This window comes from Nocardia sp. NPDC059764, assembly GCF_042732555.1.
Lineage (GTDB): Bacteria > Actinomycetota > Actinomycetes > Mycobacteriales > Mycobacteriaceae > Nocardia.
Genome location: NZ_JBHWHH010000124.1, coordinates 1 through 21,942 on the forward strand (window position 1 = coordinate 1; position 21,942 = coordinate 21,942).

At 66.8% G+C, this 21,942-nt stretch carries 26 protein-coding genes; 19 read left to right on the forward strand and 7 right to left on the reverse strand.

The genetic code is table 11. The features are described from left to right. Nucleotides 1–39 precede the first annotated feature (39 nt). On the reverse strand, nt 40–1,137 hold the full coding sequence (locus ACFV4K_RS24390) for an AMP-binding protein (protein ID WP_379277967.1): 1,098 nt from the start codon (nt 1,135–1,137) through the stop codon (nt 40–42). Between the two features lie 210 nt (nt 1,138–1,347). Between ACFV4K_RS24390 and ACFV4K_RS24395 the strand changes: the two genes are divergently transcribed. From ACFV4K_RS24395 to ACFV4K_RS24405, 3 genes are read left to right on the forward strand one after another with little or no spacing between them, the layout of a single operon-like run. Further along, nucleotides 1,348–2,322 (forward strand): ABC transporter substrate-binding protein, encoded by a 975-nt coding sequence (locus ACFV4K_RS24395; protein WP_379277969.1) that lies wholly within the window; start codon nt 1,348–1,350, stop codon nt 2,320–2,322. Then, on the forward strand, nt 2,319–3,668 hold the full coding sequence (locus tag ACFV4K_RS24400; RefSeq protein ID WP_379277971.1) for a SagB family peptide dehydrogenase: 1,350 nt from the start codon (nt 2,319–2,321) through the stop codon (nt 3,666–3,668). The genes ACFV4K_RS24395 and ACFV4K_RS24400 overlap by 4 nt, the downstream gene beginning before the upstream one ends. A 35-nt stretch (nt 3,669–3,703) precedes the next feature. Beyond that, nucleotides 3,704–4,039, forward strand: coding sequence for an MmcQ/YjbR family DNA-binding protein (locus tag ACFV4K_RS24405; protein ID WP_379277973.1), 336 nt, complete (start codon nt 3,704–3,706; stop codon nt 4,037–4,039). Nucleotides 4,040–4,056: 17 nt separating this feature from the next. On the opposite strand, the gene ACFV4K_RS24410 is transcribed toward ACFV4K_RS24405, so the two are convergent. Both ACFV4K_RS24410 and ACFV4K_RS24415 read right to left on the reverse strand, forming a co-directional pair. Then, nucleotides 4,057–6,093, reverse strand: coding sequence for a M13 family metallopeptidase (locus ACFV4K_RS24410; protein ID WP_379277974.1), 2,037 nt, complete (start codon nt 6,091–6,093; stop codon nt 4,057–4,059). Between the two features lie 101 nt (nt 6,094–6,194). Continuing rightward, nucleotides 6,195–8,243, reverse strand: coding sequence for a M13 family metallopeptidase (locus ACFV4K_RS24415; RefSeq protein WP_379277976.1), 2,049 nt, complete (start codon nt 8,241–8,243; stop codon nt 6,195–6,197). A gap of 335 nt (nt 8,244–8,578) precedes the next feature. Here ACFV4K_RS24415 and rplN point away from each other — a divergent pair, with 335 nt between their 5' ends. The 4 genes from rplN to ACFV4K_RS24435 are packed head-to-tail and all read left to right on the forward strand — an operon-like array spanning nt 8,579 to nt 10,021. Then, complete coding sequence (gene rplN / locus ACFV4K_RS24420; RefSeq protein ID WP_033090674.1) at nt 8,579–8,947, forward strand: 50S ribosomal protein L14; 369 nt, start codon at nt 8,579–8,581, stop codon at nt 8,945–8,947. 2 nt (nt 8,948–8,949) lie between these two features. Beyond that, complete coding sequence (rplX, locus tag ACFV4K_RS24425) at nt 8,950–9,264, forward strand: 50S ribosomal protein L24 (protein WP_357089127.1); 315 nt, start codon at nt 8,950–8,952, stop codon at nt 9,262–9,264. Nucleotide 9,265: 1 nt separating this feature from the next. Continuing rightward, nucleotides 9,266–9,832, forward strand: coding sequence for a 50S ribosomal protein L5 (rplE, locus tag ACFV4K_RS24430; RefSeq protein ID WP_120741133.1), 567 nt, complete (start codon nt 9,266–9,268; stop codon nt 9,830–9,832). A gap of 3 nt (nt 9,833–9,835) precedes the next feature. Further along, the gene (locus ACFV4K_RS24435) at nt 9,836–10,021 is read left to right on the forward strand and encodes a type Z 30S ribosomal protein S14 (RefSeq protein WP_029923637.1); all 186 of its coding nucleotides are present in this window, start codon (nt 9,836–9,838) and stop codon (nt 10,019–10,021) included. Nucleotides 10,022–10,183: 162 nt separating this feature from the next. Here the strand turns inward: ACFV4K_RS24435 and ACFV4K_RS24440 are convergent, their stop codons facing one another. Continuing rightward, a complete protein-coding gene (locus ACFV4K_RS24440; protein WP_379277977.1) occupies nt 10,184–10,792 on the reverse strand; it encodes a hypothetical protein in 609 nt (202 codons plus the stop codon). Between the two features lie 614 nt (nt 10,793–11,406). Here ACFV4K_RS24440 and ACFV4K_RS24445 point away from each other — a divergent pair. Further along, nucleotides 11,407–12,813: an alpha/beta fold hydrolase gene (locus tag ACFV4K_RS24445; protein ID WP_379277979.1), complete on the forward strand. Its 1,407-nt coding sequence runs from the start codon at nt 11,407–11,409 to the stop codon at nt 12,811–12,813. Nucleotides 12,814–12,894: 81 nt separating this feature from the next. Here the strand turns inward: ACFV4K_RS24445 and ACFV4K_RS24450 are convergent, their stop codons facing one another. After that, nucleotides 12,895–13,356: a hypothetical protein gene (locus ACFV4K_RS24450; RefSeq protein WP_379277981.1), complete on the reverse strand. Its 462-nt coding sequence runs from the start codon at nt 13,354–13,356 to the stop codon at nt 12,895–12,897. A gap of 274 nt (nt 13,357–13,630) precedes the next feature. Between ACFV4K_RS24450 and ACFV4K_RS24455 the strand changes: the two genes are divergently transcribed. Together ACFV4K_RS24455 and ACFV4K_RS24460 are read left to right on the forward strand one after the other, a co-directional pair. Further along, on the forward strand, nt 13,631–13,840 hold the full coding sequence (locus ACFV4K_RS24455) for a type II toxin-antitoxin system VapB family antitoxin (RefSeq protein ID WP_379277982.1): 210 nt from the start codon (nt 13,631–13,633) through the stop codon (nt 13,838–13,840). Continuing rightward, nucleotides 13,837–14,256 (forward strand): PIN domain nuclease, encoded by a 420-nt coding sequence (locus tag ACFV4K_RS24460; protein WP_379277984.1) that lies wholly within the window; start codon nt 13,837–13,839, stop codon nt 14,254–14,256. The genes ACFV4K_RS24455 and ACFV4K_RS24460 overlap by 4 nt, the downstream gene beginning before the upstream one ends. A 106-nt stretch (nt 14,257–14,362) precedes the next feature. On the opposite strand, the gene ACFV4K_RS24465 is transcribed toward ACFV4K_RS24460, so the two are convergent. Both ACFV4K_RS24465 and ACFV4K_RS24470 read right to left on the reverse strand, forming a co-directional pair. Beyond that, complete coding sequence (locus ACFV4K_RS24465) at nt 14,363–16,159, reverse strand: AMP-dependent synthetase/ligase (protein WP_379277986.1); 1,797 nt, start codon at nt 16,157–16,159, stop codon at nt 14,363–14,365. A gap of 324 nt (nt 16,160–16,483) precedes the next feature. Then, nucleotides 16,484–16,633, reverse strand: a complete 150-nt coding sequence (locus ACFV4K_RS24470) for a DUF397 domain-containing protein (RefSeq protein ID WP_379277996.1) — start codon at nt 16,631–16,633, stop codon at nt 16,484–16,486. 207 nt (nt 16,634–16,840) lie between these two features. On the opposite strand from ACFV4K_RS24470, the gene ACFV4K_RS24475 reads away from it, so the two are divergent. The 9 genes from ACFV4K_RS24475 (at nt 16,841) to rplO (ending at nt 21,901) form a co-directional block, all read left to right on the forward strand. Continuing rightward, nucleotides 16,841–17,593, forward strand: coding sequence for a helix-turn-helix transcriptional regulator (locus ACFV4K_RS24475; RefSeq protein WP_379277987.1), 753 nt, complete (start codon nt 16,841–16,843; stop codon nt 17,591–17,593). 74 nt (nt 17,594–17,667) lie between these two features. Further along, entirely contained in the window at nt 17,668–18,129 is a 462-nt protein-coding gene (locus ACFV4K_RS24480) for a PPOX class F420-dependent oxidoreductase (protein ID WP_379277989.1), read from the forward strand. Between the two features lie 96 nt (nt 18,130–18,225). Beyond that, complete coding sequence (locus tag ACFV4K_RS24485; protein ID WP_379277990.1) at nt 18,226–19,005, forward strand: hypothetical protein; 780 nt, start codon at nt 18,226–18,228, stop codon at nt 19,003–19,005. A 229-nt stretch (nt 19,006–19,234) separates the two neighbouring features. Then, nucleotides 19,235–19,633, forward strand: coding sequence for a 30S ribosomal protein S8 (rpsH, locus tag ACFV4K_RS24490; RefSeq protein WP_213558035.1), 399 nt, complete (start codon nt 19,235–19,237; stop codon nt 19,631–19,633). Between the two features lie 14 nt (nt 19,634–19,647). Continuing rightward, a complete protein-coding gene (gene rplF / locus ACFV4K_RS24495; protein ID WP_379277992.1) occupies nt 19,648–20,187 on the forward strand; it encodes a 50S ribosomal protein L6 in 540 nt (179 codons plus the stop codon). Nucleotides 20,188–20,190: 3 nt separating this feature from the next. Next, nucleotides 20,191–20,598 carry a 50S ribosomal protein L18 gene (rplR, locus tag ACFV4K_RS24500; RefSeq protein ID WP_357089108.1) on the forward strand — a complete coding sequence of 136 codons (408 nt, stop codon included), beginning with the start codon at nt 20,191–20,193 and terminating at the stop codon, nt 20,596–20,598. 31 nt (nt 20,599–20,629) lie between these two features. Then, a complete protein-coding gene (rpsE, locus tag ACFV4K_RS24505; protein ID WP_379277994.1) occupies nt 20,630–21,274 on the forward strand; it encodes a 30S ribosomal protein S5 in 645 nt (214 codons plus the stop codon). Between the two features lies 1 nt (nt 21,275). Then, nucleotides 21,276–21,455: a 50S ribosomal protein L30 gene (rpmD, locus tag ACFV4K_RS24510; protein ID WP_040804320.1), complete on the forward strand. Its 180-nt coding sequence runs from the start codon at nt 21,276–21,278 to the stop codon at nt 21,453–21,455. Between the two features lie 2 nt (nt 21,456–21,457). Then, complete coding sequence (gene rplO / locus ACFV4K_RS24515) at nt 21,458–21,901, forward strand: 50S ribosomal protein L15 (RefSeq protein WP_357285164.1); 444 nt, start codon at nt 21,458–21,460, stop codon at nt 21,899–21,901. Nucleotides 21,902–21,942 lie beyond the last annotated feature (41 nt).

Genomic DNA, 21,942 nt, shown 5'->3' on the forward strand with positions numbered 1-21,942 from the left:
CCTCGAAAAGGTCGGCGGCCGTTCGTATCCGAGAAGGAATCAGGCGGCGGCGGATTCGCCGCGGTGACCGTGATGCGGCGCGGAGAGCCTCGGCTCGATGGCCGACGGCGCCGCGGGAGCGGCGGATCCCTCCAGATCGAGCAGCAGCCAGCCGTCGGGCGTCCAGCCGCCGTGGATATCGGTCCGCGCCAGGCGTCCGCCCGGCACGAACGGGTCGTCGACGAATCCTTCGGCAGCGCCGTCCAATTCCAGCGCCAGCGCCGAACCGCCCAGGTACACACGGCCGGACCGCCCCGGCGGCACCAGCCGCAGCGCATCGTCGAGCACCAGCAGCCGAGCGCCCGGAATCGGCCGCACTCGCCCCGAACCGTCCAGGGGTCCGCGCGCCGCCACGCCCGCGTATTCCGGTGCGGTGTAGGCGAATCCGGTGCAGGAGCCCGGAGCCAGTTCGTGCAGCAGCGCCGACAGCGCTGCCGGGCAGTCGTTCCCGAACACGTCCCAGCGGCGCACGGTGGGCAGCGCGGGGGAGGGGAGGAAGGCGAGGTTGGCCAGGGTGTCGGCGTCGGCCACCACGTGGGTGGCCGCGCTCAGCGCGATGAGTTCGGCCAGGGCGGCCGCGTCGGCGCGCTGCGGGGCCGTGGCCAGGACCAGCGTCGCCCCGTCGGACAGCGCGGCCAGCAGTTCGACCGCGGCGTCGGTGGTGTCCCAGCGGGTGGCCAGCAGTCGCGAATCCGGCGAGCCGTAGGCGCGGTCGATCTGACAGGAGCGCTGATCGGCGGCCACCGCGCGGCGGTCGTCGGCGGCCGCGGCCACCGCGACCGGCTTCAGTCCGGTGCCGGTGGGGCCCAGTTCGGCCAGCACCGTACCGAATTCGGCGGCGCTGGCGATATCGCAGAGGATGCGGGCCAGATCGTCGAGGGTGGGTCCGGCCGTGCCGGTCACGCCGCCGTCGAGCCGTTCGTAGAGTTCGGCATAGGTGAGGATGTGCCCGCCGCAGCGGACGGCCGTACGCAGTGACGGCACGCGGCGTCCGCAGTCGATGAGCATGGAAACCGAGGGGACGTCGTACAGCTCGACCCCATTGGCCCATTCGTCCGCGAGCCGGTGACGCTCGACGGCGGACAGTGAATCCGGCACCGCACGCTCCATCGTTCCAAACCCCCGGTACTGACTTATGCAACCCTAACCTAATCCATGAAGGGCACGATCGGCCACCCCTTCGGGGATCGAATCGGCGACAACGGTCTGCAACTCGGTAGAAAATTAGGCTAGGCTCACCTACCGCTCGGCCGTTTTCGACCGGGCGCGCTCGGTCGATCCGGTCGGGCAGAGCAGAAGGAGAGCACGATGAAGTCGCGGTCGTTCACCGCAAGGGCCGCCCTGGCGGCGGTCGCAGGCCTGCTCGCGCTCGGGCTCACGGCCTGCGGATCCAGCTCCGACGACACCGCCTCCGGCGGCGGCGCCCCGGTCACCATCACCCACGCGCACGGCCAGACCACGGTCGAGGGCACCCCGACCCGCATCGTCGCCCTGGGCAACCAGTGGCTCGACACCACGCAGGCGCTCGGCGTCACCCCGGTCGGCTACATCGACAACATCGCCGTGCTCAGCAAGGGCGCCCCGCCCTGGGAGCCGGCCGCGCTGTCGCAGTCCAAGGCCCTCTCGACCACCGGCAGTCTGGCCGAACAGGTCGCCGCGCTGAACCCGGACCTGATCCTGGCCGACCCCTTCATCGCCGACGCCAAGACCTACGGCGACCTGTCCAAGGTCGCGCCCACCCTGCCCGGCCTCACCAAGGAAGCCGTGACCCCGTGGGCCGACCAGGTGCACGCGCTGGGCCAGGTGCTGCACAAGACCGCCGCCGCCGACAAGGTGGTCGCCGACCTCAACGGCCGCATCGACGCCATCGCGCAGCGCAATCCCGGCCTGAAGGGCAAGACCTTCATCAGCTCCTGGCTGGCCGGGCCGTCGCAGCTGATGGTCCTCACCGACCCGAAGGACGGATCCAGCCGCCTGTTCACCCAGCTCGGCATGACCATCCCGCAGCGCCTGGTGGAGCAGAGCGGCAACGGCGGCCGCCTGGCCCTGTCGCCGGAGCGCCTCGACGAACTGAACTCCGACCTGCTGCTGGCCGGCTATTCGCCCGGCCTGGACGAGAAGTACCGCGCCCTGCCGGGGTACAACGACCTGCCCTCGGTGAAGAAGAGCTCCATCGTCTTCCTCACCGTCCAGGAGATCAGCGCTATCAATCAGCCCACCCCACTGGCCCTGCCCTACCTGCTCGACAAGCTCGAACCGGCTCTGGCCAACGCCGCCAAATGACCCGCGCCGACCACCGCTACGCCCTGCGCCCCGGCGTCACCTGCCTGACGATGCCGGGCGGAGCGGTCCTGCTGAACCCGCCCCGCAACGAGAAGCTGACGGGCCTGACCGCACCCCAGAGCCAGGCCCTGAAGACCCTCAACCGCGGCCCGGCGACGCTCACCCAGCTGGAGCCCGAATCCGATTCGGTGACACCGCTGCTCGACCGTCTGACCGGTGCGGGCTGGCTGGAGGTCACCGTTCGTGACGGCGATCGGGACCTCTACACCCTGCGCCCCTTCGCCACCCCGCCCGCCCGTCCGGCGGGCGCGACGGCGGCTCCCCTCTCGAAATTCACGGTGATCCACCGTGATTCGGCGGGCCTGGTGCTGGAACACCCCGCCTCCTGGTGCGACCTGCGCGTGCACGACCCGCGCCTGCTCGCCTTGGCGGGCGGTGCGAGCCCGTCCGAACTCGGCCTGCCCGAGCATCTTTCGGCCCGCATCGCCGCCGACCTGGCCTGGGGCGGCTTCACCGCCGACCCGTCCACCGAGTCCGGCGACTTCACCACCCGCAGCTGGAGCGCCCCCGACCTGTGGTTCCACCGGCGCAGCACGCTGGGCTCCCGCACGGTCACCTGGGACAACTTCGGCCCGACGGCGTGGGCGAAGGACGAGTTCCCGCAGCTCCCCGCGCACCGCCCGGCCTACCCGGGCGATCCGATCGCGCTCCCGGCCCCCGATCTGGCCGCGCTGCGCGCCTCGGACCCATCCCTGACAGCCGTGGTCGAGGACCGCCGCTCCCACCGCGCCTTCGACGACGGCAACCCCATCACCCTGGCCCAGCTGGCGGAACTGCTCTACCGCACCGCCCGCACCCGCTCGGTGGAACGGACTCCGGACGGCGGCGAACTCCCTTCCCGCCCTTACCCTTCGGGCGGCGGCGTCCACGAACTGGAGCTCTACCCGGTGGTCCGCACTGTCGAGGGCCTGCCCCCCGCCATGTACCACTACGACTCCTTCGACCACGTCCTGCGCCCGGTGGCCCCGGCCGATTCCCCCGAGGTCGAGCGCCTGCTCCGCACCACGACGGCGACCCTGGCCAACACGTCCGAACCCCAACTGCTGCTGTTGATCTCGGCGCGCGCGGGCCGGGTCATGTGGTCCTACGAGTCGGTCGCCTACGCCAATATGCTCAAACATGTGGGCGTCCTCATGCAGACCCTCTATCTGGCGGCCACCGCCATGGGTCTGGGCGCGGTGGCCCAGGGCTTCTCCGACACCGCCGCGTTCACCGCCGCCACCGGCGTCTCCGAACTGGAGGAATGCAACGTGGGCAGCGTCATCCTGGGCACCCCCGCCGCCTGAACCGGTTGTCGGACCCGCCTGGGAGGATCGATCGCATGACGGTGACCGGGGATGACGTTCGGGCGGTGGCGCTTTCGCTGGCGCGCACCTCCGAGCAGTTCGAATGGCAGATGCCGACCTTCCGGGTCGCGGGGAAACTGTTCCTGACCCTGCCCGAGAACGAGACCTCGATGGCCGTCCGGTGCCCCATCGCCGACCGCGACGAACTCGTGCAGGCCGAGCCCGACAAGTTCTGGATCGCCCCGCACGAGGCGGGCAACGCCTGGGTCCGGGTGCGCCTGGCCGCCTTGGACGATCGCGATGAGCTCGAGGCCATCGTCACCGACTCGTGGCGGCAGGCCGCGCCCCGGGAGTTGACGGACCCGGCCTGAGCGGCCGGGTCCGCGGATCAGAAGGTGACGCGCTGGTCCTCGGGCATGAAGAGCTTGTCGCCGGAGGTGACGCCGAACGTGCTGTAGAACTCCGGCAGGTTGCGGACCACCTGGTTGCACCGGAATTCGTCGGGGGAGTGGGTGTCGGAGAGACCCTCGGCGGTGAGTTCGGGGGTCTGCTTCGCCCGCCAGCCCCGGGCCCAGGACAGGAACATGGTGCGGTAGTCCGGGTTGGCGTTGCCCGCGCGCTGCTCGGCGAGCCGGTAGGCGGCCAGCGCGATCTGGAGTCCGCGCAGGTCGGCCAGGTTCTCACCGAGCGTGAGTTTGCCGTTCACCTTGTTCTCGGGCGTCACCCCTTCGGGCACCAGGCCGTCGTACTGGGCGACCACCTTGGCCGCGCGGGCTTCGAAGGCGGCCTTGTCCTCCGGCGTCCACCAGTCCCGCAGATTGCCGTCGCCGTCGTACTTGCGGCCCTGATCGTCGAACCCGTGCCCGATCTCGTGGCCGATGGTCGCGCCGACCGCGCCGAAGTTCACCGCCGGCTGCGCGTCCTTGTCGAAGTACGGCGGCTGCAGATACGCGGCGGGGAAGACGATCTCGTTATTGGTCGCCGAGTAGTACGCGTTGACGGTCTGCGGGCTCATGCCCCATTCGGACTTGTCGACCGGCGTGCCGAGCCGGTCCCAGTCCTTCTTGTTGTTGAAAGCGTTGATGGCGAGCAGGGATTGGATGAGCTTGCCGCGGGTGATGGTCAGCTTCGAGTAGTCGTCCCACTTGTCCGGGTACCCGATCTTGACCCGCATCTTGTCCAGCTTGGCCAGCGCCGCGTCCCGGGTGGGCTGCGTCATCCAGGCCGAGTTGCGGAAGTTCTCGCGGTAGGCGGCCAGCAGGTCGTCCACCATCCGCTTGACCTCGTCCTTGGCGGAGAGCGGGAAGTGCTTGTCCACGTACAGCTTTCCCAGCGATTCGGGCAGCTGCGACGTGGCCAGGTTGACTCCGTACTTCCAGCGTTCCTGCCGCTCCTGCTGCCCGCGCATGACCCGCCCGGCGAACTGGAAGTAGGCGTCGTTGATCGCGATCGGCAGGTAGGGCGCGTAGGCGCGGACCACCGACAGCTTCAGATAGTCGCGCCAGATCGCGATATCGGTGTCGGCCCAGATCTGCCCGGCCGCGGTGATGTAGGACGGCTGCGCGACAACCACTTCCGCGAACAGGTCCTTGGGCCGGTCGGTGCATCCGGCCAGCCACGGCTCGAAGTCGAAGCCGCGGCCGAGTTCGGTCAGCTGCTGCCAGGTCATGCGGTTGTAGGAGGCGTCGGCGTCGCGACGCCGCACCCGATCCCAGAAGACGGCCGCGATGCGGGTCTCCAGGTCGAGGATCCGCTGCGCCATGCCGCTCGGATCGGCGAACCCGGCGCCCTTGGCGATCGCTTCCAGGTAGACCCGGTACGCCTTCAGCTTCTCGGCGTACTGCGGCTTGCTGTAGTAGTCCTCCTCCAGTCCGATCCCGGACTGCCCGATCCCGGGGATGTAGGCGTTGGAGTTCTTGCGGTCGATGCTGACGCCGATCCCGATCAGCCCGCCGATCGGCAACGCGCCCATCACCTTCGCCAGGTCGGGCTTGGTCGCGGCCTTGTCGACCTGGTCGAACAGCTCCTGCAGCGGCGACATCCCGAGCTTCTCGACGGTGTCCCAGTCGACGCGCGCGTCGTAGAGGTCGCGGATCTTCTGCGCGTCCGAACCCGGTTCCGGGTCCTTGATCCCGTCGATGATCTCCCGCAGCTGGTTCAGCGTGCGCTCGTTGGCCTCGCTGATCGCACCGAAGGCGGGCTTGTCCGGCGGCAGCTGGTACTCCCGCAGCCACTTGCCGTTGACGTACCGGTACAGGTCGTCCTGCACGCGGACCGCCTCGTCGGCTCCCGAAAGATCCGGTCCCGTCAACGTTTTCGCCGCGGAACCCTTGCTACAGGAGGCCAAGGCGGCCGCGGCCGGAACCAGCCCGAGGGCGATCAGGAATGCGCGACGATCCAAGCGCGCCGAACCCGACGAAGTCACAGGCACTACCTCTCGTGAAGCTGCGATACCGACGCGAGGCTACCGGGGAAGGCAGCCCCGCGCGGGGTGTCGCGAGCCTCCCGATCGCTCGGGCTGATCGCTCAGAGGGTGACGCGCTGGTCCGGCTGCAGGTACGCCTTGTCGCCTTCCTTCACGTCGTAGGTCGCGTAGAACTCGCCGAGATTGCGCACCACCTGGTTGCACCGGAATTCCGCGGGCGAGTGCGGATCATCGGCGAGCTGCTGTTCCAGCGCCTGGTCGGTCATCTTGGTCCGCCAGGTGCGGCCCCAGGATTCGAACATCGGCTTGTAGTCGGGCGTCGCGGTCCCGGCGCGCTGCTGCACCATGCGGTACGCGGCCAGCGAGATCTCCAGTCCGCGCACGTCGGCCAGGTTCTCGCCGACGGTGAGCGCCCCGTTCACATGCTGATCGGCGGGCAGACCCTCCGGCACCAGCGCGTTGTACTGCGCGATGAGCTGCTCGGTCTTGGCCTGGAAGGCGGCCTTGTCCTGCGGGGTCCACCAGTCCTTCAGGTTGCCGTCCCCGTCGTACTTCGCGCCCTGATCGTCGAAGCCGTGCCCGATCTCGTGGCCGATGACCGCGCCGCCCGCGCCGTAGTTCACCGCGGGCGCGGCGTTCGGGTCGAAGAACGGCGGCTGCAGGAACGCCGCGGGGAAGACGATCTCGTTGCCGCTGGGGTTGTAGTAGGCGTTCACCGTCTGCGGCGGCATGCTCCACTCCGACTTGTCCACAGGCGTCCCCAGCCGGTCGAACATGCGGTTGGCGTCGAAGGCCGCGGAGGCGCGCAGGGATTCGATCAACCGGCCGCGGGTGATGGTGAGCTTGCCGTAGTCCTCCCACTTGTCCGGGTAGCCGATCTTGGCGTCGATCTTCTCCAGCTTGGCGATGGCCGCCGCCCGGGTGGGCGGCGACATCCAGGTCGAATTCTTGAAGTTGTCCCGATAGGCCGCGCGCAGATCGCCGACCATCTCCAGCGCCCGCTTCTTGGCCTCGGGCGGGAAGTGCTTGTCCACGTACAGTTTTCCGAGCGCCTCGCCGACCGCCCCGTTCACCGTGGACACCGCGGACTTCCACAGCTCGGGCCGCTGTTGCAGGCCCGCCATCTCCCGGCCGAAGAAGTCGAAGTTCGGGTCGGCGATGGCCTTGGGCAGATAGGTGGCGAAGCCGCGCACCAGCGCCAGCTTCAGATATTCACGCCAGGCGGGGATGTCGACCTGGGCCCACAGTCGCGCCGCGCCCGTGATGAACGACGGCTCGCCCACATTGACCTTGCCGAACAGGTCCTTGGGCCGGTCGGTGGTGCCCGCCAGCCAAGGGTCCCAATCGAATTGCGGCCCCAGCGCGGTCAGGTCGGCCCACGTCTTCAGGTTGTAGGTGGCGTCGGTGTCGCGCAGTTTCACATTGTCCCAATGGAATCCGGCGATCCGCTGCTCCAGGTCGACCACCCGGTCGGCCAGGGCGGTGGGGTCGGCGAACCCGGCGCCGGCCGCGATGCGCTGCATGTAGGTCCGGTACTTGGCGAGTTTGTCGGCGTTCTCGGGCTTGCGGTAGTACTGCTCGTCCAGCCCGAGACCCGCCTGCGAGATCCCGGCCAGATAGGCGTTGGAGTCCTTCGGGTCGGGTCCCACCCCGATCCCGATCAGCCCGACCCCGGGCAGCGAGCCCATCACCTTGGCGAGGTCGGCCTTGGTCGCGGCCCGGTCGATCTGCTCGAACAGATCGTTGAGCGGCGTGATGCCGAGCTGCTCGATGACGTCCTTGTCCATGCGGCCGTCGTAGAGGTCGCGGATCCGCTGCGCGTCGGATCCGCCCTTCGGGTCGCTGATCCCCTCGATGATCTCCTTGAGCTGCTGCTCCACCCGTTCCTGCACCTCGTCGAAGGTGCCGAAGGACGACTTGTCCGGCGGCAGCTGGTACTCGCGCAGCCATTTCCCGTTGACGAACCGGTACAGGTCGTCCTGCGGCCGGATCGCCGGATCCGATCCGGCCATGTCCGGACCGATCAGCGAGGTCGGTTTCGCGGCTGGGACATCGTTCTTGTCGCAGGAGGCCAGCACGGCCGCGGCGGGCACCAGCCCCAGCGCGATCAGGAAGCCACGGCGGTCGAGAGCAGGACGCTCGGAAGTCAACGCGAATCTCCTCTACCGGATAATCGGATTGCTCGTACGTTGCTCGAGCCGACGCTAGTGGACCCGGCTGAGGAACCCCTGAATCCGCGCCGAACCCCCTGATTTGGGTACGACCTGGGCCTTCGCTAAACTGTTCCGGTTGCCTGCGGGAGCTATGCCCGCACTTCGGCCGCGAACCCACAGTGGTTGTTCTCCCAGTTTGGTGAAAAACCGCTGGCAGGCGCGGTCCCGTGTAGCTTGCGGAACGGGCCATCGGCTCGGTTGAGGGGCAACTGACCATGCCCGTCGGGTCGGCAATCCGGCGTGCATTTCGTCCAGGTCTAGGAGGAGCTGAAGTGATTCAGCAAGAGTCGCGACTGCGCGTCGCCGACAACACGGGTGCCAAGGAGATCCTCTGCATCCGCGTTCTCGGTGGTTCGTCGCGTCGCTATGCCGGCATCGGTGACATCATCGTCGCCACTGTCAAGGACGCCATCCCCGGCGGCAACGTCAAGAAGGGCGAGGTCGTCAAGGCCGTCGTCGTGCGCACCGTCAAGGAGCGTCGTCGCCCGGATGGCTCGTACATCAAGTTCGACGAGAACGCCGCGGTGCTCATCAAGGCGGACAACGATCCGCGTGGCACCCGCATCTTCGGCCCGGTCGGCCGTGAGCTGCGTGAGAAGCGCTTCATGAAGATCGTCTCGCTGGCCCCGGAGGTGCTGTAACCATGAAGGTGCACAAGGGCGACACGGTCATCGTGATCTCGGGCAAGGACAAGGGCGCCAAGGGCAAGGTCATCCAGGCCTTCCCGGCGACCGGCAAGGTCCTCGTCGAGGGCGTGAACCGCATCAAGAAGCACGTCGCGGATTCCGCGAACCAGCGTGGCGCCAGCTCGGGCGGCATCGTCACCCAGGAAGCGCCGATCCAGGCCTCCAACGTGATGGTCGTCGACTCCGACGGCAAGCCGACCCGCGTGGGCTACCGCACCGATGAGAACGGCAAGCGGGTCCGCATCTCCCGTCGCAACGGGAAGGACATCTGAGATGACTTCTACCGAGAACAAGGTTCAGCCCCGCCTGAAGACCCGCTACCGCGAGGAAATCAAGCCGGCCCTGAACAACGAGTTCAACTACGCCAACGTGATGCAGATCCCGGGCGTCGTGAAGGTCGTCGTGAACATGGGTGTCGGTGACGCCGCCCGTGACGCGAAGCTGATCAACGGTGCGGTCGCCGACCTCACCCTGATCACCGGCCAGAAGCCCGAGATCCGCAAGGCCACCAAGTCCATCGCGCAGTTCAAGCTGCGTGAGGGCATGCCGATCGGCGCGAAGGTCACCCTGCGCGGCGACCGGATGTGGGAGTTCCTGGACCGTCTGATCTCGATCGCTCTTCCGCGTATCCGCGACTTCCGCGGTCTCTCGCCGAAGCAGTTCGACGGCCACGGCAACTACACCTTCGGTCTCTCCGAGCAGTCGATGTTCCACGAGATCGACGTCGACAAGATCGACCGTCCGCGTGGTATGGACATCACCGTGGTGACCACCGCGACCAACAACGAAGAAGGCCGCGCGCTGCTCAAGCACCTCGGCTTCCCGTTCAAGGAGAACTGATCCATGGCTAAGAAGGCTCTGATCAACAAGGCCAACGCCAAGCCGAAGTTCGCGGTGCGCGCCTACACCCGCTGCCAGCGCTGCGGTCGTCCGCACGCTGTGTACCGCAAGTTCGGCCTGTGCCGCGTGTGCCTGCGCGAGATGGCCCACCGCGGCGAGCTCCCGGGCGTCCACAAGTCGTCCTGGTGAGTCCCAGCTCCTCGTGAGCTGACAACTCCACACCCGAAGGCCCCCACCGTGATTCGTCCCGGTGGGGGCCTTCGGCGTTGTCGTCGACCCCGATTTCTCGCAGCTGCTCCCCGACCAGCAGCTGCTCCCCGACCAGTTGACCCCTTACTCACCTGCCAGTGATCACGGCTGGGCGGTGACCCACGCCGTCACGGCGTTGAGGAACTCCGGGCCGCCCGTGATGTATCCGCCGATGGTTCCACCGATCACCGCACCGACGGGAATGCTGAGCCCCCACAGCAGGAACACGCACGCCCCGAGGAGACCGCCCACAATGGCGCCGGTGACGACGCCGGGCAGGTTTTTGTCGATCTGTTCCTTCAGGCGGTCGTAGGAGCTGATGTTCTTCAGTTGCGCAGTATCTTCCGCCGTTGGGGTCGGTGTCAGCGTCAAGGTGCGGCCGTCCGCAGCGATGTGCTGCACGAGCGGAATCGAACGCCCGTCGACGGCGAACCGTTGCGGCATTTCGGTTCTCGCCGCTCCGTTGCCGGACTGGAGCACCACCGCGCCGTTCCGCGCCATCTCGAACTTGCCATTCTGAACGGTGGTCGTGATCACCTTGTCGACCGGCGAAATGGTTATCTGGTAGCCGATTTCATGATCCACACCGGAAATGATGTCCGCCGCAGCCGGCTGCTCGGCGACGGCCGGCTCGGCATGGGCGGTTGCCGCAGTAATACCCACGGCCGAGATGGCCATGAAAACGACGGCGGTGATCTTCTCGAACTTCACTCTTCGAATCCCTCCACTCAGCTGCCCCTGATGGGGCGGACCGCACCAGACCTTAGGCGTCGAATTCGCCGGTGTGTGGTACGCCACACGCAGTGGGGCACCCTAATCGCCGGCGGTGCCCGGAAATACTGAACCGCCCGGATTTGATTGTTGCCGCGCCTGGCGCACTAAATGTGACGATTTATCCGAAAAGGGTGGTTACGGGCAGGGTTTCGGATGTGTCGGGGGTGGTACCGGTTTCGGCGCGACTTTTCGCCTGGCCGGCCATCCAGTGATCGGACGCTACACTCGGTTCGCCAACCCACCGCGAAATACGTGGCCGAGACGCAGAATTCCGCGGGCTTCCCGGAATTGCCCAGATTTGCGGTTGACCCGGACTGATTTCTGCAGGGCTGGGTGGTTGGCGGTGGCTCCCGGTGCGATTCGATCTCGACTTGCTGAAAGGTCTTGTCCTCGTGGGTGTTGAAGATCCGCACTCGATCACGTCCCCTGAGCGTCGCCCCCGAAGTTCGCTGAATGATGTGTGGGGTGTTGTCGCGACGGTGATCGTCGCCGTCCTCGCGGTCACGGTGGCCCCTGCTTCGGGTGTTGCGGGCGCTGAACCGGGAGATCCGTTGGCGCGCTTTCATCAGCAATATCTCGACTGGCGTACATGCGAGGATGCGGCCCTGACGGCGGAGGGCGCGGCCTGCACGGATGTCACCGTGCCACTCGATTACGGCAGGCCGGACGGGCCGAGCATCACCATTGCCGTCTCGCGGATTCCGGCCCGCGACGTGGCACACCGTCACGGTGCGCTGCTGACCAACTCGGGCGGACCGGGCACGCCAGGCCTCGATGCGTTCGATCTCGTCGGTGATGTTCTCGAACCGGATGTGCTGAGCCGCTACGACCTGATCGGATTCGACCCGCGGGGAGTCGCCCGTTCCGGGCGGCACCAGCGGTGCGGATGGCCGGTCGCCGGCTCGATCCGCTCGGCCGGTGTCGGGTTCCCCGGATTCGTCGCCGAAACAGTCCTGCAGGCACAGCTGGCCGCCGATTGCCTGGTGGGCGATCGGGATTGGATGCGGCAGCTCAGCACTCGCAACACCGCCCGCGACATGGACGTGATCCGTGCCGCACTGAGTGAGGACCGCATCAGCTATTACGGCGTGTCATATGGGACCTACCTGGGTGCGGTCTACGCCCAGCTGTTCCCCGATCGATCCGATCGCATGGTGCTCGACAGTGCCATCGATCCGCGGCGCTACTGGCTGGGGTTGCAGCAGGACTGGGGGCCGGCGGTGGAAGCGGCCTTCGACGACTGGGCAGACTGGGTCGCCGCTCGTGACCAGCGGTACCACCTCGGCGACTCCGCGATCGCGGTACGTCGTGGAGTCGAGGACCTGATCGACCGTGCGTCACGGTCGCCGATCGTGGTCGAGGGCTTCGGTTTCGACGATCATCTCCTGCCGAACCTGCTGTGGACGATGTTGCGGGACGCGCGATTGAACGAGGCTCTGGCGTCATCGGTACGGGCCGTCACCGACGCGGCCGACGGACGCACGCCGCAGGTGCCCCCACAGCTGCACCAGCAGATCGAGGCCGAGAAGCAGGGGGAGGATTCGGTCATGGTGCAGATCTGGTGTGCGGACGCACCGATGCCCGCCGACCCCGCCTGGTACTGGAACGCGATCCAGGCGGCGCGTCCGAGCCAGCCGATCTTCGCCGCACTGGCCAACAATATTCAACCCTGCGCATTCTGGTCACCGCCCCCGGAACCGCCCACCGTGGTCGACAACGCCGTGCCCGCACTGATCCTGCAGGCCACCGGCGACAACCGGACGCCCTACCCCCATGCCGTTGCACTCCACCAGCAAATGTCGGGGTCGCGCTTGATCACCTTGACCGACACCAGGATCCACATGGTGCTGCGCCCGGGTCTGAGCACCTGCGTCCTCGACACCACCAACCGCTACTTCGGCGATGGAACCTTCCTGGCGGAAGACCGCATCTGCGCGCCCACCACATCACTCGAGTAGACACGTATATCCGGGCCATACAGCACGATTCGCGGCCGAGTGCGGTGATGCGGGCCGGTCTTGGTCATCGCCGATGACGTTTCAGCTGCCGCCGCCGGGGAGATGGCCGCCGAACCCGCCGCGCGATACCCGTCCGCCGGCCGTGGGGACGCCGCGATCGAGGACCCGGCCTGCGGCGGGCCGGATGAAACTGCCCAGCGTCAGGCCCACGACCGCGCCGACGGCGGGGTAGATCAGCGACGAGGAATGAGGCAGCCAGAAACGTGAATACGTGTCCGCGTCGGTGTCGCAGAGGTCGTCGTCGACTCGGACATTGGTTTCCGGATCCAAGCAGATCGCCACATCGGTCGGTTCGGTGTCCGCGGAGGTGGTGGTCGGGGCTGGTCTGGTGGTCGTCGGGACCGGTGTCGTGGTCGTCGGCCGCAGGGTTGTGAGGGCGGTCGGCGGCGGGGTGGTGGTCGGGGTCGCACGTTCCGAGGGGGCGGCGACGCACCCACTCGATACCAGCGCGGCCGCCACCGTCGCCGGGAGCAGATATGACACCCGCAGGGAGCGCTTGCGCGGTCTATCGGTTGGCGTCCCCATTATTCCGGGCATGAGCCGGTCCTTCCCCCATCGTCAGACCGGGGAGCCTAGCAGCACCGGGCCGGAGCTCAACGATTCCGACGGGCACCGGCTCCCTGATGACCGATTGCCCAGCCGATTCGAATCGGCATCAGCGCAACTACTTTGCCGACTCCGCGTACCTCGTGCTCGATATCGTGTATATTTGGATCGGATATTACATATATAGTCGAGTCGGTGAGGAGTTCGCCAAATGTCCAAACTTCTGATCGAAGTCGATGATGAGGCACTCGCGGAGGCTCAGCGCATTCTGGGCACGTCCACCAAGAAGGACACGGTGAATGCCGCACTCGTCGAAGTCGCGAAGCGGATCAAGCGAGCCAAGGCTCTCGCGGAGCTAGCGGAGATGGGGGAGCGGGGTGATTTCGACATCCTGCTCGAGAAGGGCAACTACCGCCCATGATCCACTACTTGATCGACACTTCGGCCGCGGGGCGGTTGTTCGCGAATCCATCGCTGCGCAAGGCTTGGGACGAGCCACTGACCGCCGGGGTGGTCGCCATCTGCGACGTTGTCGAACTCGAGTTCCTCTTCAGCGCGACTTCCCTGGCGGACCGGCTGCGCAAGAAGGAGCTCATGTCCGAGCTCTTCGGATGGGTTGTCATGCCCGACGATGGATGGCAGCGCGCTCATCGCATACAGCAATCCCTCACCGAATCCGGCCGACATCGCAGCGCGGGCGTCGCCGATCTTCTGGTAGCTGTCACCGCTGCCACCCATGACCTCACAATTCTCCACTACGACCATGACTTCGAGACAGTCGCCGGCGTGACCGGCCAACCGACACAGTGGATTTCACCGCCCGGCTCGATTCCGTGACTCTCTGATCGGAGGGCAACTCGGTGGAACAAGTGAAGGCGCTGCGTCGTGTGCCGGGACTGGATCAAGAAACATTGCTGCGCAGTAACTTTGATCCAGACACAGCTCAGTCGTACAGCGCATCCACCTCCGCGGCGTACTTGCGCAGGACCACCGCGCGTTTGAGGGACAGCTTCGGGGTCAGCTCGCCGCCCTCCTCGGTCCAGTCTCCGGGCAGGATGCGCGTCTTCTTGATCGACTCGGCGCTCGACACCGTGGCATTGGCCGCGTTGACCGCCGCGTTGATCTCGCCGATCAGTTCGGGATGGCCGACGAGCTCGGTGATCGGCACCTCCTCGTCCACGCCGTGCCGCTGCCGCCAGTTCTGCAGCGCCTCGCGATCGAGGGTCACCAGCACACCGATGAACGGCCGGCCCTCGCCCACCACCAGGCACTGGCCGACCAGCGGATGCGCGCGCATGACGTCCTCGAGCGGCGCGGGCGAGACGTTCTTACCGGCCGCGGTCACGAGGATCTCCTTCTTACGGCCGATGATGCTGACGTAGCCGTCCGCGTCGACGGATCCCAGGTCGCCGGTGCGGAACCAGCCGTCCTCGAAGGACGCGGCGGTCGCCTCCGGATTGTTCCAATAGCCCCCGAACACGGTGGGCCCGCGCACCAGGAGCTCGCCGTCGGCGGCGATGCGCACCGCGTGGCCCTCGATGGGGCGGCCCACGGTGCCGATGCGGATGTGGTCGGCGGTGTTCACAGTGATCCCGGCGCTGGTCTCGGTGAGCCCGTAACCCTCGTACACCGTGATGCCGGCCCCGCGGAAGAAATGCCCGAGCCGGGCGCCCAGCGGCCCGCCACCGGAGATGGCCGCATGACACCGGCCGCCCAGCGCCGCACGCAGTTTCGCGTAGACCAGCCGGTCGAACAGGGCGTGCCGCAATCGCAGCAGGGGTCCGGGTCCGTGGTCCTGCAGCGCCTCGCTCCAGGCGATAGCGGTGTCGGCGGCGAGGTCGAACAGGCGGCCTTTCCCAGCGTCCACGGCACGTTGCCGGGCAGTGTTGTAAAGCTTCTCGAATACCCTGGGCACGGAGGGGATGAACTGCGGCCGGTAGGTGGCGAACTGGTCAGGCAGAGTGGTCCAGTCGGAGGTGTGCGCGACGGTCACTCGCATCACCAGCGCGCCGATGGAAATGGCACGGGCGAACACGTGCGCCAGCGGCAAGAACATCAGGGTGCGATCGCCCGGGGTGATGAAGCCCGACAACGCGATCGGCACCGCGGTCACCTCGGCCAGCAGATTGCGATGAGTGAGCATCACGCCTTTGGGGCGACCGGTGGTGCCGGCGGTGTAGATGAGCGTGGCCCAGGAATCCGCGCCGATCTCGCTGCGGCGCTGTTTGATGACGGTGTCGTCCAGAGCTTTTCCACGCTCGATGAGCGTGCCCACCGCATCCTCGTCGAGGCGCAGGATCTGAAGCTCTGGACCGGCGACGTCCGTGACGGTGGCCTGGTGCCGGGCGTGCTCCACGATCAGCAGCCGGGTGCCGGAGTCCTCGAGGATCCAGCGTGCCTGATCAGCCGACGAGGTGGCGTAGATGGCGACGGTGCACGCCCCGGCGGTCCAGATGGCGAAATCGAGCAGCGTCCATTCGTAGCGGGTGGATGACAGGATGCCGACCCGGTCACCCGGCTGGACGCCGGAAGCGATGAGGCCCTTCGCGACCGCATGCACCTCGGCGGCGAACCGGGCGGCGGTGATGTCGGTCCAGCCGTCCGCGCCCGGCACTTGGAACGCCACGAAATCCGGTGCGCTGCCGGCGATGTCGTCGACGATATTGGTCAAGGCCGCGTCCTCCGCGATGTGATAGGACGCGGGCACCTCGATCTCCTGTGGGCGGTAAGTAGTTGACATTCGCCTATCTCCTCCGACCTCACCGGACGACACCGTCCGGCCTCGCGGTAGCCACACCGACCACGGTGCGCCGCACTTTCACCCAGGTCAAGGGGGTTCGAGACGAATCGAAGCGGCCAGCACGACCGCCTGCTTCAAGACCCCTTGACACCCGACGGCTCAGACCGGACGACCGAGCTTCCCGTCGACTACACCGGAGAAAATGAGCGGTCGCATGCCGAGAGCTCCTCGCCCAGCTTGGGGTGAGCTCAGTGGCGTGCAGGGGAGGACTATCGCCGAGGTCGCCGGTGCATCGTCAGCTCTGCATCGGGCGGGGTCCGCCGATCAGGCGGGCTGGAATTCGCCAGCGCGGATTCCAGCGGTGAAGGCGGTCCATTCGGCGGCGGTGTAGTGGAGGGTGGTGCCGGTGCTGTCGCGCAGGATCGTTCCATCGCCGGGTTGTGGCTCGATGGAAGGGTGCGGGTTCGAGATCAGGGCCGCCCTCGTCGAACCAGCCTTCGACCGCGGGTGACGACCTGACCGTCCCCTCCAATGGCGGCCAGGGCGTCACCGAGGGTCAATCCTGTCAACCGTCGGATCTCGGGAGCAAGATCAGGAACTGTCCCAACCTGGTGGTAGCGTCGGGCGCTCTACCCCCAATTCAGGGGAGCTCAATCTCGCACGGCCGCAAAGGGTTCACACATGCAGTTCGACAATGGGGTCGACGTCGAAATGCCGACGCTGGCGGCGTTCGTGAAGCGCCTGCGGTTGCGTCGTGGCTGGACCCAGCGTGAGTTCGCGCAGCACGCTCACCTCGGTATCGGCACCGTGCAGAAACTCGAGCAGGGCGACAAGGTCAGTGTGGGGGACCGCGCGTTGTCGGCGCTGGCCGACGCGGTGTGCGACAACGAGCACGAGCGTGAGCATCTGCGCGCCCTGGGCGGCCGTCCCGGTTTCGCGCTCGGCGAGGCCGCCTCCGCCGCCGACATGTCGGCGCTGCTCGACCAGCTCACCTCGATTCCCGCTGCGTGGGTGGTGAATTGGGGCGTGGCCGCCGCGAACGACCGGTACCGCCGCCTGATGCCCGGTATCGCCGAGGCGCCCAGCATCGCCCACTGGCTGTTCGGCGACCCCCGTTCCCGGCTGGTGTTCCCGGACTGGCAGACCGAGGCCGCCTACATGGTGGGCACCCTGCGCCACTACTACGTCGCCGCGCCGGCCCTCGGGGCCACCGAGAACACCACCGTCACCGCCGATATCGTCCGGGAGCTGTCCGGCCGTCACCCGGATTTCCGCCGCTTCTGGGCCACCGGCGACGTCTACGTCCGCCGCCCCGACAGTGATCGCCGCGTCTGGTCCCCGACCACCGCCACCATGACGGCGTGGCGGGAATCCCTGATCCCCGCCGCCTCGGGCTGGCTGGCCATGTGCTTTCCCACCACCCCCGCGACCTGATCCGCGAAGATTCCTGATCCGCGCCCGTCTCCGCACCTACACTCGAGGTCGCTCGAGTGGAAGGATGGACACCCATGCCGGTCGAAGTTGTTGGGGACGTTCGCAAATGGCTCGAGGAGCCCCGTTTCTGGACGGTCGGCACCCTGAACGAGGACGGCTCACCCCAACTCACCCCCATGTGGATCGGCCTCGAAACCGTCGACGGCACAGAGCACATCGTGATGAACACGTCCGTAGGCCGCATCAAGGAACAGAACCTCCGCCGCGACCCCCGCCTCTCCCTCTCCAGCTTCGACCCCGACCAGCCTTACGATCGCGTCGAAATCCGGGGCCGCGCAGTGGGGTTCATCGAAGGTCAAGATGCCGTCCACATCATGGATCGCCTTGCCCGGAAATACCTCGATGCCGAAACCTTCCCCTGGCTGATCGACGGCGAACAACGAGTAGCAGTCCTCATCCACCCCGACCGCATCCACCGAACCGTAGGCGTCGAACCCTTCCGCCCAGGCATCCTCCCCGACGGCCGGGTGCTGTAACCCACTGGCGCCCGAGCGGATTGGCCGTCGCGGCACCGGCACGCTACCGTGACGATTCGTCGGAAATGACGGGTTTCAATCGGGGGTGGGTTCCGTATGCGCTGGATCGTGGCCGCGGCGGCTGTATTACTGGCGTTGTTCACCGGTGGGTGTGGGCTGATCGACGGCTCCGCGAACGGTGTCAGCCAGGGGGACTGTCTGAAGAAGAGCGGGGACGAGGGGTTCGACAAGGTGTCGTGTTCCTCGTCGGACGCCGGCTTCGTGGTCCTCGACCGGGCGGGTAGCGACAAGCCGCGCAACCGGTGTGTGGATGTGCCCGGTACCGAGTACGTATATACGGACAAGGGGAGCGGCTCGATCTGCGTCGGGATCAAGGGCGCTGACCCGGCTCGGGCGGCGAACGCGGCGCAGAAGGGTGATTGCCTCACCGACACCAAGGGCAGTGCTGTGCAGAATGTGCCGTGCACCGACGCGACCGCGGTCTACCGTGTCCTCGCCCGCCCCGACGGCTCGGAGTTCATGACGGATTCGGCCTGCAAGAACGTCGCGGGCACGCAGACCACCTACAGCTACCTGCTCAAGGCCAAGAAGGGCATCGGAGCCTTCGGGACCGGCATCGTATTCTGTTTGATCGCCAAGGATTCCGACGCGACCCGCACGATCGACAACGCGAAGGTCGGCGACTGCCTGAAGAAGACCGGCGCCGACGACGTCGAGATCACCGGCTGCACCGCGCCCGACGCGAAGTACAAGATCCTCAGCTCGGTTCTCGACAAATCCCTCTGCGACCGCGTCGCGGGCTCCATCGCGAGCTACTCCTATCAACAGGCCGGCGAGATCATGCCGAAGGTCTACTGCCTCGGGTCGCCCCGTTGATGTGACGCGGACCTCGATTTGGTCGCTGATCAGGGGTTGTCTACACTAGACCGGTTGCTCGGGCACAGCTGTGTCCGTACGCGTTCTCGCGTGCGGCGTTGCTCCGGGCGCAAGCGATTGATCCGGTCGGGCGTTCCCGGCTGGACCGCCCCAATTGTCGTAGGCCCACGACCGCCGATCTCAGACGGTGCTGAATGGGAACCGCGGCAGGAAGGTACCGGTCAAACACATGACCATGACTGATCCCATCGCAGACTTCTTGACCCGTCTGCGCAACGCCAACTCGGCGTACCACGATCAGGTGAAGGCGCCGCACTCGAAGCTCAAGGTGAACATCGCCGAGATCCTCAAGCGCGAGGGCTACATCGCCGACTTCCGCGTCGAAGACGCCCCCGTCGGCAAGAACCTGATCGTCGACCTGAAGTACGGCCCGAGCCGTGAGCGCTCCCTGCAGGGTGTGCGCCGCGTGTCGAAGCCGGGCCTCCGGGTTTACGCGAAGTCCACCAACCTGCCCAAGGTGCTCGGCGGCCTCGGCGTGGCGATTATCTCCACGTCCTCCGGTCTGCTCACTGACCGTCAGGCCAAGCAGCAGGGCGTGGGCGGCGAAGTCCTCGCCTACGTCTGGTAAGGGAGGTAGGAACAATGTCGCGTATCGGTAAGAAGCCGATCCCGGTTCCCGCCGGCGTCGAGGTGACCATCGACGGCCAGAACGTGTCGGTCAAGGGTTCCAAGGGCACCCTGTCCCACGTGGTCGCCGAGCCGATCACCGTCGTCAAGGCGGAGTCCGGTGAGCTCGAGGTCGTTCGTCCGAACGACGAGCGTCAGAACCGCTCGCTGCACGGCCTGACCCGCACCCTGATCGCCAACATGATCGAGGGCGTCACCAAGGGTTACGAGAAGAAGATGGAAATCTTCGGCGTCGGTTACCGCGTGGCGGCCAAGGGCTCGAACCTCGAGTTCGCCCTGGGTTACTCGCACCCGGTTCCGGTCGACGCCCCCGAGGGCATCACCTTCGCGGTGGAGTCCCCGACCAAGTTCTCGGTGTCCGGCATCGACAAGCAGAAGGTCGGCCAGATCGCCGCGGTGATCCACGGCCTGCGTAAGCCCGATCCGTACAAGGGCAAGGGCATCCGCTACGCCGGCGAGGTCGTTCGCCGCAAGGTCGGAAAGACGGGTAAGTAAGCCATGGCACAAACCGAAAAGCAGAAGGCCGCTCGTAAGCCGATCGGCAAGGACGCCTCGACCTCGCGCCGCCTGTCGAAGACGCGTCGTCACTTCCGTCTGCGCAAGAAGGTCGTCGGCACCACCGAGCGTCCGCGCCTGGTGGTCAACCGCTCCGCGCGCCACCTGCACGCCCAGCTGATCGACGATTCGGCCGGCAAGACCATTGCCGCCGCGTCGACCATCGAGGCCGATGTGCGTGCGCTCGAGGGTGACAAGTCCGCCAAGGGCGCCAAGGTCGGCGAGCTCATCGCCGCCCGCGCCAAGGCTGCCGGCGTCGAGGCGGTCGTGTTCGACCGTGGTGGTCACGACTACCACGGCCGTATCGCGGCTCTCGCCGACGCCGCCCGTGAAGGTGGGCTGAAGTTCTGATGATCAACACTGCGAACGAAGGGAACGTCTGATGCCGGGACGTCAGCGGCGTGACGGCGGAAGCAACGGTCCCGCCGGACAGAACAGTGGCAGCGACAACCGCGATCAGCGTGGTGGCGGTCGCGGCCGTCGCGACGACAATCGTCGGGACAATGCCGCCGAGAAGAACCAGCTCGAGCGCGTCGTCGCGATCAACCGCGTCTCCAAGGTCGTGAAGGGTGGTCGTCGCTTCAGCTTCACCGCCCTCGTGATCGTCGGTGACGGCAACGGTCTCGTCGGCGTCGGCTACGGCAAGGCCAAGGAAGTTCCCGCGGCCATCCAGAAGGGTGTCGAAGAGGCTCGCAAGAACTTCTTCCGCGTTCCGATGATCGGCTCCACGGTCACCCACCCGGTTCAGGGTGAGGCGGCTGCCGGTGTCGTCATGCTGCGTCCGGCTTCGCCCGGTACCGGTGTGATCGCCGGTGGCGCGTGCCGTGCCGTTCTGGAGTGCGCCGGCATCCATGATGTTCTGGCCAAGTCGCTCGGTAGCGACAACGCCATCAACGTCGTGCACGCCACGGTTGCGGCTCTGAAGATGCTGCAGCGTCCCGAAGAGGTCGCGGCCCGTCGTGGCCTGCCGATCGAGGACGTGGCCCCGGCCGGCATGCTGCGTGCGCGCGCGGGACAGGGAGTCTGATATGGCACAGCTGAAAGTGACCCAGGTCAAGTCCAGCATCGGCGCCAAGGCGAATCAGCGCGAGTCGCTGCGCACCCTCGGGCTGCGCAAGATCCGCCAGTCCGTGACGCGTGAGGACAACGCGCAGAACCGCGGCCTGATCAACGTCGTGCGCCACCTCGTGGAAGTTGAGGAGGTCTAAGCATGACCATCAAGTTGCATCACCTGCGTCCTGCCCCGGGTGCCAAGACCGAGAAGACCCGTGTGGGTCGCGGTGAGGGCTCCAAGGGTAAGACCGCGGGCCGCGGTACCAAGGGTACGAAGGCTCGCAAGAACGTCCCCGTCCGCTTCGAGGGCGGTCAGATGCCGATTCACATGCGTCTGCCCAAGCTCAAGGGCTTCACCAACCCGTTTCGCACCGAGTACCAGGTCGTGAACGTCGGTGACATCGCCCGCGTGTTCCCTCAGGGCGGAACCATCGGCAAGGCCGAGCTGGTCGCCAACGGCCTCGTTCGCAAGAACGAGCTCGTGAAGGTGCTCGGCGAGGGCGAAATCGCTGTGGCCGTGCAGGTTTCGGCCGACAAGTTCTCCGGCTCCGCCAAGGAGAAGATCGCCGCAGCGGGTGGCACTGCCACCGAGCTGGCCTGACGGTAACCTGAAGTAGCAACGGCACCGGGCGAGTCGCGAGC